9 protein-coding genes are annotated in these 14796 nt (G+C 72.6%); 4 read left to right on the top strand and 5 right to left on the bottom strand.

Annotation, left to right across the window (positions count from 1 at the left end):
* Positions 1–45 precede the first annotated feature (45 nt).
* Together pulA and ACWGH1_RS22325 are read right to left on the bottom strand one after the other, a co-directional pair.
* On the bottom strand, positions 46–5403 hold the full coding sequence (pulA, locus tag ACWGH1_RS22330; protein WP_453354685.1) for a pullulanase-type alpha-1,6-glucosidase: 5358 nt from the start codon (positions 5401–5403) through the stop codon (positions 46–48).
* 31 nt (positions 5404–5434) lie between these two features.
* The gene (locus ACWGH1_RS22325; RefSeq protein ID WP_453354686.1) at positions 5435–7135 is read right to left on the bottom strand and encodes a carbohydrate-binding module family 20 domain-containing protein; all 1701 of its coding nucleotides are present in this window, start codon (positions 7133–7135) and stop codon (positions 5435–5437) included.
* 558 nt (positions 7136–7693) lie between these two features.
* Here ACWGH1_RS22325 and ACWGH1_RS22320 point away from each other — a divergent pair.
* The 3 genes from ACWGH1_RS22320 (at position 7694) to ACWGH1_RS22310 (ending at position 10031) form a co-directional block, all read left to right on the top strand.
* Positions 7694–7897: a cold-shock protein gene (locus ACWGH1_RS22320; RefSeq protein ID WP_453354687.1), complete on the top strand. Its 204-nt coding sequence runs from the start codon at positions 7694–7696 to the stop codon at positions 7895–7897.
* Positions 7898–8213: 316 nt separating this feature from the next.
* Positions 8214–9671, top strand: coding sequence for a DEAD/DEAH box helicase (locus ACWGH1_RS22315; protein WP_453357506.1), 1458 nt, complete (start codon positions 8214–8216; stop codon positions 9669–9671).
* A gap of 51 nt (positions 9672–9722) precedes the next feature.
* On the top strand, positions 9723–10031 hold the full coding sequence (locus ACWGH1_RS22310) for an SCO5918 family protein (protein ID WP_453357507.1): 309 nt from the start codon (positions 9723–9725) through the stop codon (positions 10029–10031).
* 98 nt (positions 10032–10129) lie between these two features.
* Here the strand turns inward: ACWGH1_RS22310 and ACWGH1_RS22305 are convergent, their stop codons facing one another.
* Positions 10130–10798 (bottom strand): TetR/AcrR family transcriptional regulator, encoded by a 669-nt coding sequence (locus tag ACWGH1_RS22305; RefSeq protein ID WP_453408948.1) that lies wholly within the window; start codon positions 10796–10798, stop codon positions 10130–10132.
* Positions 10799–11057: 259 nt separating this feature from the next.
* On the opposite strand from ACWGH1_RS22305, the gene ACWGH1_RS22300 reads away from it, so the two are divergent.
* Complete coding sequence (locus ACWGH1_RS22300) at positions 11058–11462, top strand: cupin domain-containing protein (RefSeq protein WP_453408950.1); 405 nt, start codon at positions 11058–11060, stop codon at positions 11460–11462.
* 722 nt (positions 11463–12184) lie between these two features.
* On the opposite strand, the gene ACWGH1_RS22295 is transcribed toward ACWGH1_RS22300, so the two are convergent.
* Both ACWGH1_RS22295 and ACWGH1_RS22290 read right to left on the bottom strand, forming a co-directional pair.
* Positions 12185–13201, bottom strand: a complete 1017-nt coding sequence (locus tag ACWGH1_RS22295) for a LacI family DNA-binding transcriptional regulator (protein ID WP_453408947.1) — start codon at positions 13199–13201, stop codon at positions 12185–12187.
* Complete coding sequence (locus ACWGH1_RS22290; RefSeq protein ID WP_453356738.1) at positions 13189–14778, bottom strand: glycoside hydrolase family 13 protein; 1590 nt, start codon at positions 14776–14778, stop codon at positions 13189–13191. The genes ACWGH1_RS22295 and ACWGH1_RS22290 overlap by 13 nt, the downstream gene beginning before the upstream one ends.
* Between the last annotated feature and the right edge of the window lie 18 nt (positions 14779–14796).

The following is a 14796-nucleotide window of genomic DNA, read 5'->3' as shown; positions in this document are numbered from 1 at the left end:
GTGCCGGACCATGGCCGGCACCGCCGCGGAGGTACGGACCGTCCGTCAGGAACGGGCTCGCTCGAAGACCGCGACCGTGCGGGACGGAGTGCGGAATTCGCCCGTCGCGGTGTCGTACGCCGCCTGCTTGACCGTGTTGTCGGCGCCCGCCGCCTGTACCGGGTGGAGGGCGTAGGGCGTGCCCGCGAGGGACGCCAGGCGCTGGGACTGCGCGGTGGGGGTGGCGTTGAAGACCACCACCAGGTCCCCCGCGGTCATCGTGATCACCCCGGGCGTCTCGGCCGTCCCCGACAGCGGGAACGCCACGCCCGCCTGGACCGCCTCGGCCGTGGTGAGGGCGAAGGCGGGTTCCGTCGTACGGATGCGCAGCAGGTCGCGGTAGGCGGCCGAGGCACCGGCGATCTCCGTGCAGCCGGGGGCCGGGGTGGTCAGCAGGGGCTTCGCGTAGGGCCACTTGGCGCGGTTGTCGGCGGCGGGCGGCAGGCCCCGGCCGAAGCCGTTGCCGTCGTGGCAGTCCCAGTGGATCGCGTTGAACCAGTCGCCGCTGTCGAAGGAGTTGCGGTCCAGCGACTTCGAGCGGAGCAGGTCCGTCCCGGCCTGGGACAACGACGGGCCCTGCGAGAGGGTGGCCACGGCCAGGGCCAGGACCTGCATCCGGGCCCGGTCCGCGGCCGGTGTCCCGGCGGGCAGCTTGTACGTCAGGGCGTCGGCCAGCGATTCGTTGTCGTGGGCGTCCGCGTACGCGAGGGCGTCGCCGGGGGCGGCCGCGTACCCGGCCGGGGCGCCGTTGTAGTCCAGCTCGGAGCCCTTGATCCGGCGGCCGGCGGTGTCGGTGAAGGCGTACGAGGCCAGGTTGCCGGTCAGCCCCACCTTGATCAGGTCCTGGTCGTGCAGCAGCCGGGCCCGCTGCTGCTCCGGGTTCCCGTTCGCGGCAGCCGGGTTCGGGTCGGTGAACAGGCCGGAGGCGAAGCCCTGTACCCGCGGGTCCTCGTCGAAGGGGCCGCCGCCGCGGACCGCGTCGCGGGAGCGGTCGGAGAAGGTGGCGATCCCGGTACCGGCCATGTTCCGCTGCGTGGCCTGGACGAAGCGGGCGTCGTCGGCGACCTCGCCGAAGTTCCAGCCCTCCCCGTAGAGGACGATCCGCTTGCCGTCCACGCCGTCCTTCTCGACGGTCAGGGCGTCGAGGGCGGCGCGCACGGCGAGGATGCCGGCCTTCGGGTGGTGGCCCATCAGGTCGAAGCGGAAGCCGTCGACCTTGTACTGCTTGGCCCAGGTGACGACCGAGTCCACGACGAGCCGGCCCATCATCGCGTTCTCGGGGGCCGTGTTGGCGCAGCAGCTGGAGGTGGCGACGCTGCCGTCGGCGAGCAGCCGCTGGTAGTAGCCCGGGACGATGCGGTCCAGGACGGACTTGTCCGACTGCCCGGCCGCCGCCGTGTGGTTGTAGACCACGTCCATGACGGTGCGCAGCCCGGCGCCGTTCAGCGACTGCACCATGCGGCGGAACTCGACGGTGCGGGCGGTGCCGTTCGGGTCACTGGCGTACGAGCCCTCGGGCACGGTGTAGTGCAGCGGGTCGTAACCCCAGTTGTAGGCGTCCTTCGCGGCCGCGGCCGCCACGCACGCCTGCTGCTGTTCCGAGTCCGGGGCGTAGACCTTGAGGTCGCAGGCCGGTTCGGTGCGGTCGGACGGCTTCTCCGGGATGGTGGCGATGTCGAAGGAGGGCAGGAGGTGCACGTAGGAGGTGCCCGCGGCGGCCAGCTCGCGCAGGTGCCGCATGCCGGCCGAGGCCGTGTCGGTGAAGGCGAGGTACTGGCCGGGGTGGGCGGAGGTGCGGTCCGCGACGGAGAAGTCCCGGATGTGGAGTTCCTGGATCTGCGCGGAGGTGAAGGGGACGGGCGCGGGCTTGCGCAGCTCGCGCCAGCCGGGCGGCGCCAGCCCGGGGTCGGCGAGGTCCGCCACCAGGCTGTGGGTCGAATCGGTGGTCAGGGCGGTGGAATACGGGTCGGTGACCAGGTTGCGCACCACCTGGCGGACGGTGGGGGCCCAGACCGTGACGGCGTACCGGTAGCGCTTGCCCGTCCAGTTCCGCTCGCCGCGCACCGACCAGACGCCGGTGGTGTCGTCGCGGCGCATGGCGACGTCACGGCCGTCGAGTTCGAGGGAGACCTGCTGGGCGGTGGGCGCCCACACCGACAGGGTGGGGCGGCCGTCCTTGAAGACGGGGCCGAGCGGGGTGTCGTTGGCGTACAGGTCGTCCAGGACTCCGGCGAGCTGCACTCCGGTCGCGGCCAGCACGGCGCCGTTCGCGGCCCGGGCGCTCGCGACGAGCTGGCCGCGCAGGGCGGCGCGGACACGGTCCCGGTCGCGGGGGTCGACGGTGTAGGCGGCGTACGAGGCCAGGTGCGGGAACTTCTGCTGCTGGGCGGCGGTGAGCCGGGAGCGGTTCAGCCGCAGCCACTGCGCGCCGGCCTCGCGCAGGACGCCGTTGTCGGCGGTGACGGCGCCCTCGCGGGAGGCGAGGAGCTGTACGGAGGCGGCCGCCTCCGGGGCGTTCCAGGCGACGGTGTCGCGGTCGATCCAGACGGCGGCGGCCTTGGTGAGGTCCACGGCGGCGGCCGATCCGGCGGGCTGCGGCAGCAGGTACTTCTCCCGGCCGCCCAGCATCCACACCTCGTGGCCGGTGGCCCGCAGGTCCAGGGACTGGTCGGTGGGGAGGTCCTTCTCGTCGCCCTTGTGCAGGATGTAGCTCAGGCTGGTGGCGCCGGCGGCGAGGGGGACCTCGTAGACCGCGCCGTAGGAGTCGGTGCGGACGGGCCGGAGCGGCTTGGTCCAGTCGGTCGGGGTGGCTGCGCCGGTCCAGACGTGCAGGCCCCAGTCGTCGTAGGCGCCGTCGGGGCGCTGGTAGTGCAGGACGGCTTTGGCGGTGTCCTGCGGCGGGTAGGCGGGGCGGTCGGTGCGGGCGGCCTCCTGGCCCTGCTCCAGCCAGATTTCGCCGGACGTGGTCACGTCGAGGGTGCGGTCCGCGCTGACGTCCTTGGTTCCGTCCTTGTCGATGACGAGGTAGCCGAGCGAGGACGCGCCGGGCTTGAGGCGGACGTAGGCGAAGGCGCCGTACGCGTCACGGCCGGTGAAGCCGTGCCCGGCGGGCCAGGGAGTGGCCTCGCCGTCCGCGAGGTCGCCCCAGGCGTACAGCCGCCAGTCGGTGTAGTCGCCGTCGGGACGGTGGTAGTGGACGACGGCGTACTCGCGCTGCGTGGCGGTCGGGAGCTCGACGGGCGGGGCCTGGCCGGCGGTGGAGGCGGCGAGGGCGCTCGCGGTGTGCCCGGCGGCGTCGATGACGACGGCCTTGTAGCGCAGGGGCGTGCCGGCGGCTGCGGTGACGTTCTGGGTGACCTTGTACGGGGCGTGGTCGGCGGAGCCGAGGACCCGCCAGGGGCCGGTGCCGCTCTGGGCGGCGAAGACGACCCGGCCCTGGCCGGCGCCGGCGCCGGTGACGTCGGCGGTGAGCTCGACGGTACCGGTGGCCGCCGCCGGGGCCTTGAGGGTGAGCGCGGGGCGGGTGGTGGGGGCGGCGAGCGGGGTGGCGCCCTGGAGGACCACGGAGCCGAGGGCCGGGACGGTGACGGTGAGCTTCCCGGCGGCGTCGGCGCGCGGGGTGGCGGCGCCGCCGTACAGGGTGCGGTACAGGGCGCCCGCGGGGGCGTCGAGCGTGACCGTGCGGGGCTGGTCGCCGTTGTTGGCGGCCACCAGGTACTCGGTGCGGCTGCGGGCGTCCGTACGGGCGAAGGCGTAGACGGAGCCGTCGGAGAAACGCTCGCTCTGGACGCCGTCGCGCAGGGCCGGGTGGTCCTTCGTCAGCTTCGAGAGAGCACTGATCTCCTTGTAGAGGGGGTGCTCCGGATCGTAAGCATCGCTCGCGTGGGTACGGGCGGTGCCGAGCTGGTCGTCGTCCAGGTAGTCGGCGACGCGGGTGGCGAACAGCGGCTGGCGGGCGTCCTTGTCGCCGCCGGAGCCGGTGAAGCCCTGCTCGTCGCCGGAGTAGACCACCGGGTTGCCGCGGGAGAGGAACATCAGCTCGTTGGCGAGCCGGTAGCGCGCGAGCAGCTCCTGCTCCCCGGCCCCCGGCCGGTCCTGCTTGAGGAAGGCGCCGAAGCGGCCCATGTCGTGGTTGCCGAGGAAGGTCACCTGCTCGTAGGCGTTGGCCTTGTCGGTGGTGTACCGGTAGTCGGCACCGAACACGGAGGCCAGCCGCCCGGCCCCCGCGCCCTGCGAGGCGTAGGCCCGGATCGCGTCCTGGAGCGGGAAGTCGAGGGTGGCGTCGAGCCGGCCGCGGGTCACGTACGGGGAGGTGACGGCGGTGTCGGCGGAGTACACCTCCCCGAACATGAAGAAGTTCTTCCGGCCGCGGCGGGCCGCGTACGCGTCGAGGGCGGTCGCCCACTGGGTCCAGAACGGGGTGTCGACGTGTTTGACGGTGTCGATGCGGAAGCCGTCGACGGCGAAGTCCGAGACCCACTTCTCGTAGATCTTCTCCATGCCGCTGACGACCTCGGGACGCTCGGTCCACAGGTCGTCCAGGCCGGAGAAGTCGCCCTGTTCGGCGGATTCGCCCGCGAAGGTCGAGTCGCCGCGGTTGTGGTACATCGCCGGATCGTTGAGCCAGGCCGGGGACTTCAGGTTCTTCTTCGCCTCGGGGACGAAGGGGGTGCGGGGGAAGGAGCCGGGTCCGGTCGCGGGGAACCTCCGCTTCCCGTCGGCGTAGTCCGCGTCGTCGAAGGGCACCCCGTCCTTGGTCAGGTAGGGGAAGGCGCCCTTCGACAGGTAGCCGTGGGAGCCCTCCCGGTAGTCCACGACATCGGCGGTGTGATTGGTGATGACGTCGAAGAAGACCTTCATCCCCTTCCTGTGCGCCTTGTCGATCAGGCGCTCCAGGTCGGCGTTGGTCCCGAAGTGCGGGTCCACCTGCGTGAAGTCGGTGATCCAGTAGCCGTGGTAGCCGGCCGAAGCGTCGTTCCCCGTCCCTTGCACCGGCTGGTTCTTGAAGATCGGCGCCATCCAGATGGCCGTGGTGCCGAGCCCCTTGATGTAGTCGAGCCGGTCCGTCAGCCCCTTGAGGTCACCGCCCTGGTAGAAGCCCTTGTCCGTCGGGTCCAGACCGGTCTCCAGCCGGCTGCCGGTCAGCCCGCCCCGGTCGTTGCGCGGGTCGCCGTTCGCGAACCGGTCGGGGAGGACGAAGTAGAACTGCTCCCGGGTCAGGTCGTGGCGGGCGGGCTCGGCCGCGAGCTTCGCGTCCGGGGGCGGGGGCGGTGGCGCCTTGGCGGCGGCCGCAGCCGGAAGGGCTGGCAGGAACGTCACGGCCAGGGCGGCCGCGAGCACTCCTGCGACGACGGGGCGTATCACTGCGGATCTCCTCGGAGGGGACGGCGGAAGGTCAGCCGCGCCAGGCGTCGGTCAGCGTGACCTTGCCGTCGGCGGGCACGGTGGCGGTGCGGTTGGCACCGCTCTCCCAGGTGACGTTCCCGGACGCGTCCTTGCGGAGGTACTTGTACGCGAAGGCGGTCCCGGCCGGGAGCGTGACGTCGAGCTTCCAGACGGGGTAGGCCGCCGGGTCGAGCTTGAGGGCGCCGCCGGTGTTCCAGTTGCCGAGGGCCGCCTGGTCGCCGGTGACGTAGGTGTTCTCGCCGGGGACGGTGGTGGCGGTGACGGCGAACGAGGCCCCGGCGGCGGCCGGGGCGGAAGACACGGAGCAGGTTCGGGCGCCGGTGTGCAGGGCGAGCGCGGTGCCGGCCGCGAGGGTGGCGGTGAACTGGCCCGACGAGCCGACGGTGACCGTCCGGCCGCTCTGCACGTCGCAGTAGGCGCCGGCCGGCAGGGAGGTCTGGAAGGTCCGGGTCAGGGACGAGGCCTCGTGGTTGATCGCGACGTACGCCTTCGCCCCGCGCCCGAAGGCGATCTGGTCGCCCCCGTTGTCCCACCAGTCGGTCACCGCCTGGCCGCGCGCCGCGTTGCGGAAGGCGACCATGGAGGAGATCTCCCGCCAGGCGTGCTGGCACTTCCAGCCGTCGGCGTAACAGGCGTTCACCGCACCGCCGTTCGGCGGACCGGCGTCCTTGTCGGTCCACTCGTAACCGGAGTGGACGTCGGGCGAGCCGTAGGGCCAGGCCAGCATGAACACGTTGGCGAGGGCGTAGTCGGAGCCGTACTTGTAGTTGAGGGTGTCGCCGCCGCGCTCGGTGTCGTGGTTGTCGACGAAGACGGCCGCCTGCCCGGCGGGCAGGTAGCCCCACGCCTCGCCGAAGTTCTTGAGGTACGCCAGGTTCTCGCTCTCGAACACCCGCTTGAGGTCGCGGGCGTAGCGGAACTCCTGGACGTCGCCGTTGCCGAGGTACTCGGTGGGCGAGACCGCCTCGCCGGCGCCGTAGATCGCCTCCTGCTTCCAGTAGGCGTTCGGGTCCGTCAGCCGGGACTTTATGTTCGCGAGATCGGCGGCGGGCATGTGCTTGGCGGCGTCGATGCGGAACCCGTCGACCCCGAGGGAGAGCAGGTCGTTGAGGTACCCGGCGATCCGCCCCCGCACGTACTCCTCGCCGGTGTCCAGGTCCGCGAGCTGCACGAGCTCGCAGTTCTGGGCGTTGGCCCGGTCCCGGTAGTCGGAGACCGTCGCCCGGCAGTCGTCCATGTCGGAGCCGGAGTACAGGCCGGGGTAGCCGTACTTCGTGTACGAAGTGCCGCCGGTTCCGACCCCGTCGGCGGCGGCCATGTGGTTGATGACGGAGTCGGCGACGACCTTCACCCCGGCGGCGTGACAGGCGTCGACCATGGCCTTGAAGGCGGCCCGGTCACCGAGCCGCCCGGCGATCTTGTAGCTGACGGGCTGGTACGAGGTCCACCACTGCGGCCCCTGGATGTGCTCCTGCGGCGGCGAGACCTGCACGTACCCGTACCCGGCGGGCCCCAGGCTCTCCCGGCAGGCCTTGGCGACGGAGTCGAAGCGCCACTCGAACAGCACGGCGGTGACGTCCTTGGCCCCGGGCGCGGCGGCCGCGGCGGGGGCCGCCTGTGCGGTGACGCAGGCGACGGCGAGGACGGCGGCGGCGAGCAGGGCTCCGGGGGCGCGCGGGATCGGCGGCATGGGGGGGTTCCTCCTGGCGGAAGAGGCTCGGAACAGGCGGGGACGGGCGTTGAACAGGCGGGGATTGCAGCGACCGTAGGTGCCGGACGGAGCAGCTGCAAGACCTTGCGCAAGAGATTGCAGAAATGTTTCCCGCAGGTGTCGCCCCCGGGGCGCCCGGCCGCGCGCCCCGCCCGGCCCCCCACGCCCCGGCCCACCGCCCCGGGGCGCCGCTCCGCCCGGCGCGCCACCGCCCCGGCCCCCGCGGTCCCGGATATCCGGGGAAATCGCCCTCGCATTTTCCTCATACCTGTCGCGGCAAGCACAGAATTGCGGAGCGGACCCGATGAGCATTTCCCCCCTTCGGGCGTACCCGGACGTTTTTCCGCCGCCTGCCCGGCGATACCGTGCTACTGTGATTTCAGTTGCAGTTGTGGTTCCCAAACTTTCAGCCCCACCCGCCGGACGAAAAATCCGGCGGAAGGCTTCTGTGTGCCGGAAATTTCCGGGCGGGCGATCATCGGCGACTCGAGATCCGCACAGTGCGGACTCTGGGCTGTGCCCCAAAGGAGATTCAACATGGCTAATGGCACCGTGAAGTGGTTCAACGCCGAAAAGGGTTTCGGTTTCATCGAGCAGGAGGGTGGCGGTCCTGACGTGTTCGCCCACTACTCGAACATCGCCTCCCAGGGCTTCCGCGAGCTCCAGGAAGGCCAGAAGGTGACCTTCGACATCGCGCAGGGCCAGAAGGGCCCGACCGCCGAGAACATCGTCACCGCCTGACGCTGACGCATCACCACGCAGCTGGGGCCCGCACCTTGGGGTGCGGGCCCCAGCTCGTTGCGTTACCCCCCGTCTCCGCCCGCCTCCCACGGCCCGCGCGAGCACGCACCGGGTGCCCTGCTCTCCCCGGATTTCCCGCCCGAATGGCGGCCGCCCGCGCGGCATCCATTACGGCGCACACACCACGGCATTTCGGCCGGCATTCGATGCCCCCACTGCCGTTCGCATTCAATCGGCTCGTTCCTGTGAATTCGCGCGACTATTCCGCCGCTGAATTTCCTCGACGCGTGCCGTCCCGTATCGAGGAAGGTTCAGCATGAACCGCACACGCACGAACGACCGCTCTTCCCGCGCCCCCCGCACGACCGGCGGCTTCGCCGGTCGCGGCAGCCGTTTCGGCTCCCCCGCTCCCAGCCGCTCCGGCGGCGCGGGCCGCCCGGGCGGTTACGGCCGCCGCCCGGCCGCCCTCCAGGGTGAGTTCGCCCTGCCCGTCACCCACACCCCGGCACTGCCCGCCGTCGAGGCCTTCGCCGATCTCGACATGCCGGAGCAGCTGCTGGCCGCCCTCGGCGCCGAGGGCGTCTGCGTACCGTTCCCGATCCAGGGCGCGACGCTCCCCAACACCCTCGCCGGGCGCGACGTGTTGGGCCGCGGCCGCACCGGCTCGGGCAAGACCCTGGCCTTCGGCCTCGCCATGCTGGCCCGCACGGCGGGACAGCGCGCGGAACCGCGCCAGCCGCTCGCGCTGGTCCTCGTGCCCACCCGCGAACTGGCGCAGCAGGTCACCGACGCGCTCACGCCCTACGCCCGCTCGCTGAAACTGCGGCTGGCCACGGTCGTCGGCGGAATGTCGATCGGCAAGCAGGCGAGCGCGCTGCGCGGCGGCGTCGAAGTCGTCGTAGCCACTCCCGGGCGCCTCAAGGACCTCATCGACCGCGGTGACTGCCGCCTGAACCAGGTCGCCGTCACCGTGCTCGACGAGGCCGACCAGATGGCCGACATGGGCTTCATGCCCCAGGTCACGGCCCTGCTCGACCAGGTGCGCCCGGAGGGCCAGCGGATGCTGTTCTCCGCGACCCTGGACCGCAACGTCGACCTCCTGGTCCGCCGCTACCTGACCGACCCCGTCGTGCACTCCGTGGACCCCTCGGCCGGCGCGGTCACCACGATGGAGCACCACGTGCTCCACGTCCACGGCACCGACAAGCAGGCCACCACGACCGAGATCGCCGCCCGCGACGGGCGCGTGATCATGTTCCTGGACACCAAGCACGCGGTGGACCGGCTCACGCAGGACCTGCTGAACAGCGGCGTGCGCGCCGCGGCGCTGCACGGCGGCAAGTCCCAGCCGCAACGCACCCGCACCCTCGCGCAGTTCAAGACCGGGCACGTCACCGTGCTGGTGGCGACGAACGTCGCGGCCCGCGGCATCCACGTCGACAACCTCGACCTCGTCGTCAACGTGGACCCGCCGACCGATCCGAAGGACTACCTCCACCGCGGCGGCCGCACCGCCCGTGCCGGCGAGTCCGGCAGCGTCGTCACCCTCGTCACCCCGAACCAGCGCCGCGACATGGCGCGCCTGATGGCCGCCGCCGGGATCACCCCGCAGACCACCCAGGTCCGCTCGGGCGAGGCGGAGCTGAACCGCATCACCGGCGCGCAGGCCCCGTCCGGCGTCCCGGTCACCATCACGGCGCCCCCGGCCGCCCGCACCTCCCGCGGCGGCGCCGCCCGGCGCGGCCGCCGCCGGCCCTTCGGCGCAGCAGCGTAGAACCGCTCACAGCCCTCCCGACAGTTCCCTCCCACCCCTCTGTGAGGTCTCATGCGCTGCGTCATCGCCCGTTTCCCCTTCGAGCTCACCAAGAGCGGAGTGCTGGAGGCGATGAAGGGCGTCAAGCCCGAACCGGTCACCGGTGAGTCCGTGATCATCGGGCGCCGCCAGTACCCCGTGAAGCAGGTGGGCGAGGTCGTCACCCGCCAGGACCGCCGCGACTTCAGCTCCGGCGAGGTGACCCGGGCCATGACGGCCCTCGGCTTCACCTGCCGCACCCTCACCCCCCTCCGCCCGGCCCCCTCCCTCACCCCCCTCGAAGCCGCCTCGGCCCTCCTCGGCTCCCCCACCCCGGCCTGATCAGAGGGCTCAGCGCCCCAGCCGGCCGCAGCCGCCGGCTGGGGCGCTTCCGGTGCGAGTTCCGCAGCCGGCCGCACGCCGTCGGCTGCGAACCCCCGTCAACGAGCGGCGACAAGGCCGTCCACCAGGGCTCGGAGCCCATCGAGGTAGGTGTCTTCGGCGGTGAGCGGCGCCCAGTGGTCCGCGACCTGCGCCAATCGGGGCAGTTCGGCCGGGTCGAGATCGGCGAAGACCCGCTCCCGGTAGGTGAGCCGGTCATCGTCCGCGCGCCGCCGGGCCGCCGTCGCCCGGACCACGATCTCGCCGGCGGTGTAGTACCAGATCGCGCGGTAGCCGTGCACGGCCCGTTCGGGGCGCAGGCCGCATTCGACCAGGCCGTCGACGATCTGCTCGACGAACCACAGGGCGGACGCGGACATCAAGTCGTCGGCGGTCAGCACCTCCACGATCCAGGGGCAGGCGGCGAGCGCCTCGTGGATCGCTGCGGCGGCGACGACGATCCGCTCCCGGGGCTCGACGGGCAGTTCGGGTCGGTGCAGCGTCCGCGCCGCGTAGTCGTCCAGCAGCAGGACGAGCAGTTCTTCCTTGTTGCGGACGTGGTGGTAGAGCGCCATCGGCGTGCTGCCGATCTCCGTGGCCAGCCGTCGCATCGTCAGCCGGCCCACGCCTTCCGCGTCCACGACCCGGCGGGCCGTGTCGACGACCTCCTGGCGGGAGATGCGGGGAGGCCGGCCGAGGGCTTTGCGCGGTGCGGGCGGTTGCGGCATGCCCCCCATCATCCCCCAGGTGTCGACAGCGGCCCTTCCCTGGGGTTACTTTCCTTACGTGTATAAAAACGTACCCGGGCGCCCTGCCGCCGTGTCGGCGGCAGCCGCCACCGCCCAGTTCGGCATCGGCGTCGGACTGGCCCTGGCGCCGGTCGCCGCCGCCCTCTTCGTGCTCGCGGCCGTCGTGGCGATCGGCGTGCTGCCCGCCCCCGGACCGCGACACCTCACCCGCGCCGACCCGACTGGAAGGAACGCCGTCATGACGACGACACCCGTCTCAGCCATCGACCTGTTCGCCTCGGCGCTCCACATCCACCCCGACGGCGATGTCCGTGCTGCCGAGCGGCGGATGACGAGCAGCGACGGCGGAGCCTGGCAGATCGCGACGTTCCACGCGGAGACCGACGCCGACGTGCACGCCGACCACTGGGAGATGCACCCGGAGGCGGAGGAGGCGGTGTGCTGCCTGACCGGCGGTGTCCGCCTCTACTTCCGTCCCGCCGGGACCGGTGCCGCCGAGGACGTGGTGCGGCTGCGGGCGGGTACGGCCGTGATCGTCCCCCGCGGTCGCTGGCACCGCCTGGAGCTGGACGCCCCCAGCGACCTGATGTCGATCACCCTTCGCCAGGGCACCCGCCTCGAAAGGCGCACCGACACCCGCTGAGCGGAACGTGGCCCTGGGGGCTCTGCACCTTCGGGGCACGGTGGTCATGATCCGCGCCGACCGCACGACCGGGAACTCAGCCCATGGCCGGCCGCGGCGCCGTAGGTTGACCCCCTCGCTGCGCTCGGGGCTCCCTGGGACTCCGCCCCAGGCCCCGCGCCTCAAACGCCGGCGAGGCTGCAGTGTCAGGCGGCGCCCGGTCCTGCCGGGGAGCTCCGGCAAGGCTGAAATAACGGCCCGCGGACGCCGTCCCGCAGAAGCGCGTAGCGATCTGCGGCGCCGTAGGCGGGCCCCCTCGCTGCGCTCGGAGCTCCCTGAGGCTCCGCCCCAGAGTCCCCGCTTCCATCGCCGGCGGGGCTGGATTGTGAGCCCGAACGGCCCGGCCGTTCTTCGGGGGCTTCCCGGCAGTCTTTGGCTTTTCGGGGCGGGACGGACAGTCAAGGGTGGCCGGAGGCCATCGCGAAGCGACGCGACGAAGGAGCGCCCTTGACGGGCCGGACCGACACGAAAGGACAGTGGACTGACGGGAAACCCCCAGCACCTCACCGACCCCCCCAAGGGGACACCGCCCCCGGACAGCCGGCGGGCGGGCAGCCGCCGCCCCGCCCGGGCGCCGCGCAGGGGAAGAAGCGGGCCCGCACGGGAACCCCGTACCCCACGCTGCCACCAGCCGCGCGGGCTCCGTACCCCACCCTGCCACCAGTCCGCCCGCGCGCAGCCCCCTACTCCCCCGGCCCCTGCCCCGTCGACCCGCGGACCACCAGCTCCGGCTGGAACACGTACTCCGTGCGCTGGACCGGGGTGCCCGCCACCGCCTCCAGGAGGGCTCCGACCGCCGCCGTCGCCATCGCGCGGACCGGCTGGCGGACCGTCGTCAGCGGCGGGTCCGTGAAGGCGATCAGCGGCGAGTCGTCGAAGCCGACCACCGACACGTCCTCCGGCACCCGCAGCCCCCGCTCGCGCACCGCCCGGATCACCCCCAGCGCCATCGGGTCGCTCCCGCAGACGATCCCGGTGCACCCCCGGTCCAGCAGGGCCCCGCCCGCCGCGTGGCCGCCCTCGACCGTGAACAGGGTGCGCTGGATCAGCCCCTCGGCTTCCGCCCCCGGGACCGCCGCCACGAACCCCTGCTCCTTGCGCGCCGACGGCACGTACCGCGTCGGCCCGATGGCCAGCCCGATCCGGCGGTGGCCCAGGTCCTCCAGGTGCCGCACGGCCATGTCCGCCGCCGCCCGGTCGTCCGGGGAGATGAACGGGGCGTTCACCGCCTCGTTGAACCCGTTGATCAGTACGAACGGCACCCCCCGCGCCGCGAGCCGCTGGTAGCGCGCCGGATCGGCGGACGCGTCCGCGTGCAGGCCGGACAGGAAGACGATCCCGGTGACCCCCCGCTCCTCCAGCTGCTCCACCAGTTCGTCCTCGGTGGCCCCGCCCGGCGTCTGCGTGCACAGCACCGGGGTGTACCCGTGCCCCGCCAGCGCCTGCTCGATGACCTGCGCGAACGCCGGGAAGATGGGATTGGTGAGCTCCGGGATCAGCAGCCCCACCAGGCCGTTGCTGCGCCGCTTGAGCCGCACCGGCCGCTCGTAGCCCAGCAGGTCCATGGCGGCCAGCACCCGGTGCCGGGTGCCGGCCGCCACGCCCGCCTTGCCGTTGAGCACCCGGCTGACGGTCGCCTCGCTGACCCGGGCCTGCGCGGCGATGTCCGTCAGCCGCAGCGGGGAACTCACCCCAGCCACCACACCGCGCTGTCAGCGGGGAGGACGCCCGGATCGGCCAGCTCCGCGCTGGCCAGCAGTACCCGGCCCGCCACCGGCGTCCGTACGGCCTCGGCCGTCGTGTTGACCGTGCAGACGAAGGCGCCCCGCCGGAAGGCCAGTACGCCGGCCGGCGCCTCCAGCCACTCCACCGCGTCGCCCGCCCCGAGCTCGGCCCGCTCGCGGCGGATCCGCAGCGCCGCCCGGTACAGCTCCAGCGTGGAACCGGGGTCACCGGTCTGCGCCTCGACGCTCAGCCCCGCCCACTCGGCCGGCTGCGGCAGCCAGCTGCCACCCTCCCCGAAGCCGTACGGGGCCTCGGTCCCGGACCACGGGATCGGCACGCGGCAGCCGTCGCGGAGCCCGTCCTGGCCGTTCTCCTTGAAGAAGGACGGGTCCTGGCGCACGGCGTCCGGCAGGTCCACCACCTCCGGCAGGCCGAGCTCCTCGCCCTGGTACACGTACGCCGACCCCGGCAGCGCCAGCATCAGCAGCGCGGCCGCCCGCGCCCGGGCCAGGCTGCCGTAGCGGGTCCGGTGCCGTACGACGTCGTGGTTCGACAGCACCCACGTCGTCGGCGCCCCCACCGGCCGCATCGCGTCGAGCGAGTCGTCGATGGCGGCGCGCAGCGCGTCCGAGTCCCAGCCGGTGTTCAGGTAGTGGAAGTTGAAGGCCTGGTGCAGCTCGTCGGGGCGCAGGTAGAGAGCGGTGCGGTCCGCGCTCGGGGTCCAGGCCTCGGCGACGCCGATGCGGTCGCCCGCGTACTCGTCGAGCACCTTGCGCCAGGAGCGGTAGATCTCGTGGACGCCGTCCTGGTCGAAGAACGGCAGCACCTGGTTGCCGAGCAGCTTGAGCTGTTCGTCGCGGCCGAGGTCGGGCAGGCCGGGGGCCTTGACGAGGCCGTGCGCGACGTCGATGCGGAAGCCGTCGGTGCCGAGGTCGAGCCAGAACCGCAGGATGGAGCGGAACTCGTCCTGGACGGCGGGGTGGTCCCAGTTGAAGTCGGGCTGCTCGGGCGCGAACAGGTGCAGGTACCACTGCCCGTCGGCCACCCGGGTCCAGGCCGGGCCGCCGAAGATCGACTCCCAGTCGTTCGGCGGCAGTGAGCCGTCCGCACCCCGGCCCGCGCGGAAGTGGAAGCGTTCGCGCAGCGGGCTGCCCGGCCCCTCGCGCAGCGCCTGCTTGAACCATTCGTGCTGGTCGGAGCAGTGGTTGGGGACGAGGTCGACGATGATGCGCAGGCCGAGGGCGTGGGCTTCGCGGATCACCGCGTCGGCGTCGTGCAGGGTGCCGAACATGGGGTCGATGGCCCGGTAGTCGGCGACGTCGTAGCCGGCGTCGGCCTGCGGGGAGGCGTAGAAGGGGCTGAGCCAGACGGCGTCGACGCCCAGTTCCTTGAGGTAGGGCAGCCGGCTGCGGACGCCTTCGAGGTCCCCCATGCCGTCCCCGTTGGAGTCGGCGAAGCTGCGCGGATAGACCTGGTAGATCACCGCTTCTCTCCACCAGCCGGGCCGCGTGGCGGTCGTGGCGGGGAGTGCGTCGGCGAGGTGCTGGGTCATGGTGTCCTTGGAGAGGTC

The organism is Streptomyces sp. NPDC054883 (genome assembly GCF_053610645.1).
The sequence above is the reverse complement of the archived record's forward strand: the minus strand, read 5'-3'. Positions and strand labels throughout refer to the sequence as shown.

What these genes read in the sequence shown, in the direction of transcription:
- ACWGH1_RS22325 (WP_453354686.1), bottom strand. Translation starts at nt 7,135, where the DNA reads ATGCCGCCGATCCCGCGCGCCCCCGGAGCCCTGCTCGCCGCCGCCGTC.
- ACWGH1_RS22320 (WP_453354687.1), top strand. Translation starts at nt 7,694, where the DNA reads ATGGCTAATGGCACCGTGAAGTGGTTCAACGCCGAAAAGGGTTTCGGT.
- ACWGH1_RS22315 (WP_453357506.1), top strand. Translation starts at nt 8,214, where the DNA reads ATGAACCGCACACGCACGAACGACCGCTCTTCCCGCGCCCCCCGCACG.
- ACWGH1_RS22310 (WP_453357507.1), top strand. Translation starts at nt 9,723, where the DNA reads ATGCGCTGCGTCATCGCCCGTTTCCCCTTCGAGCTCACCAAGAGCGGA.
- ACWGH1_RS22305 (WP_453408948.1), bottom strand. Translation starts at nt 10,798, where the DNA reads ATGCCGCAACCGCCCGCACCGCGCAAAGCCCTCGGCCGGCCTCCCCGC.
- ACWGH1_RS22300 (WP_453408950.1), top strand. Translation starts at nt 11,058, where the DNA reads ATGACGACGACACCCGTCTCAGCCATCGACCTGTTCGCCTCGGCGCTC.
- ACWGH1_RS22290 (WP_453356738.1), bottom strand. Translation starts at nt 14,778, where the DNA reads ATGACCCAGCACCTCGCCGACGCACTCCCCGCCACGACCGCCACGCGG.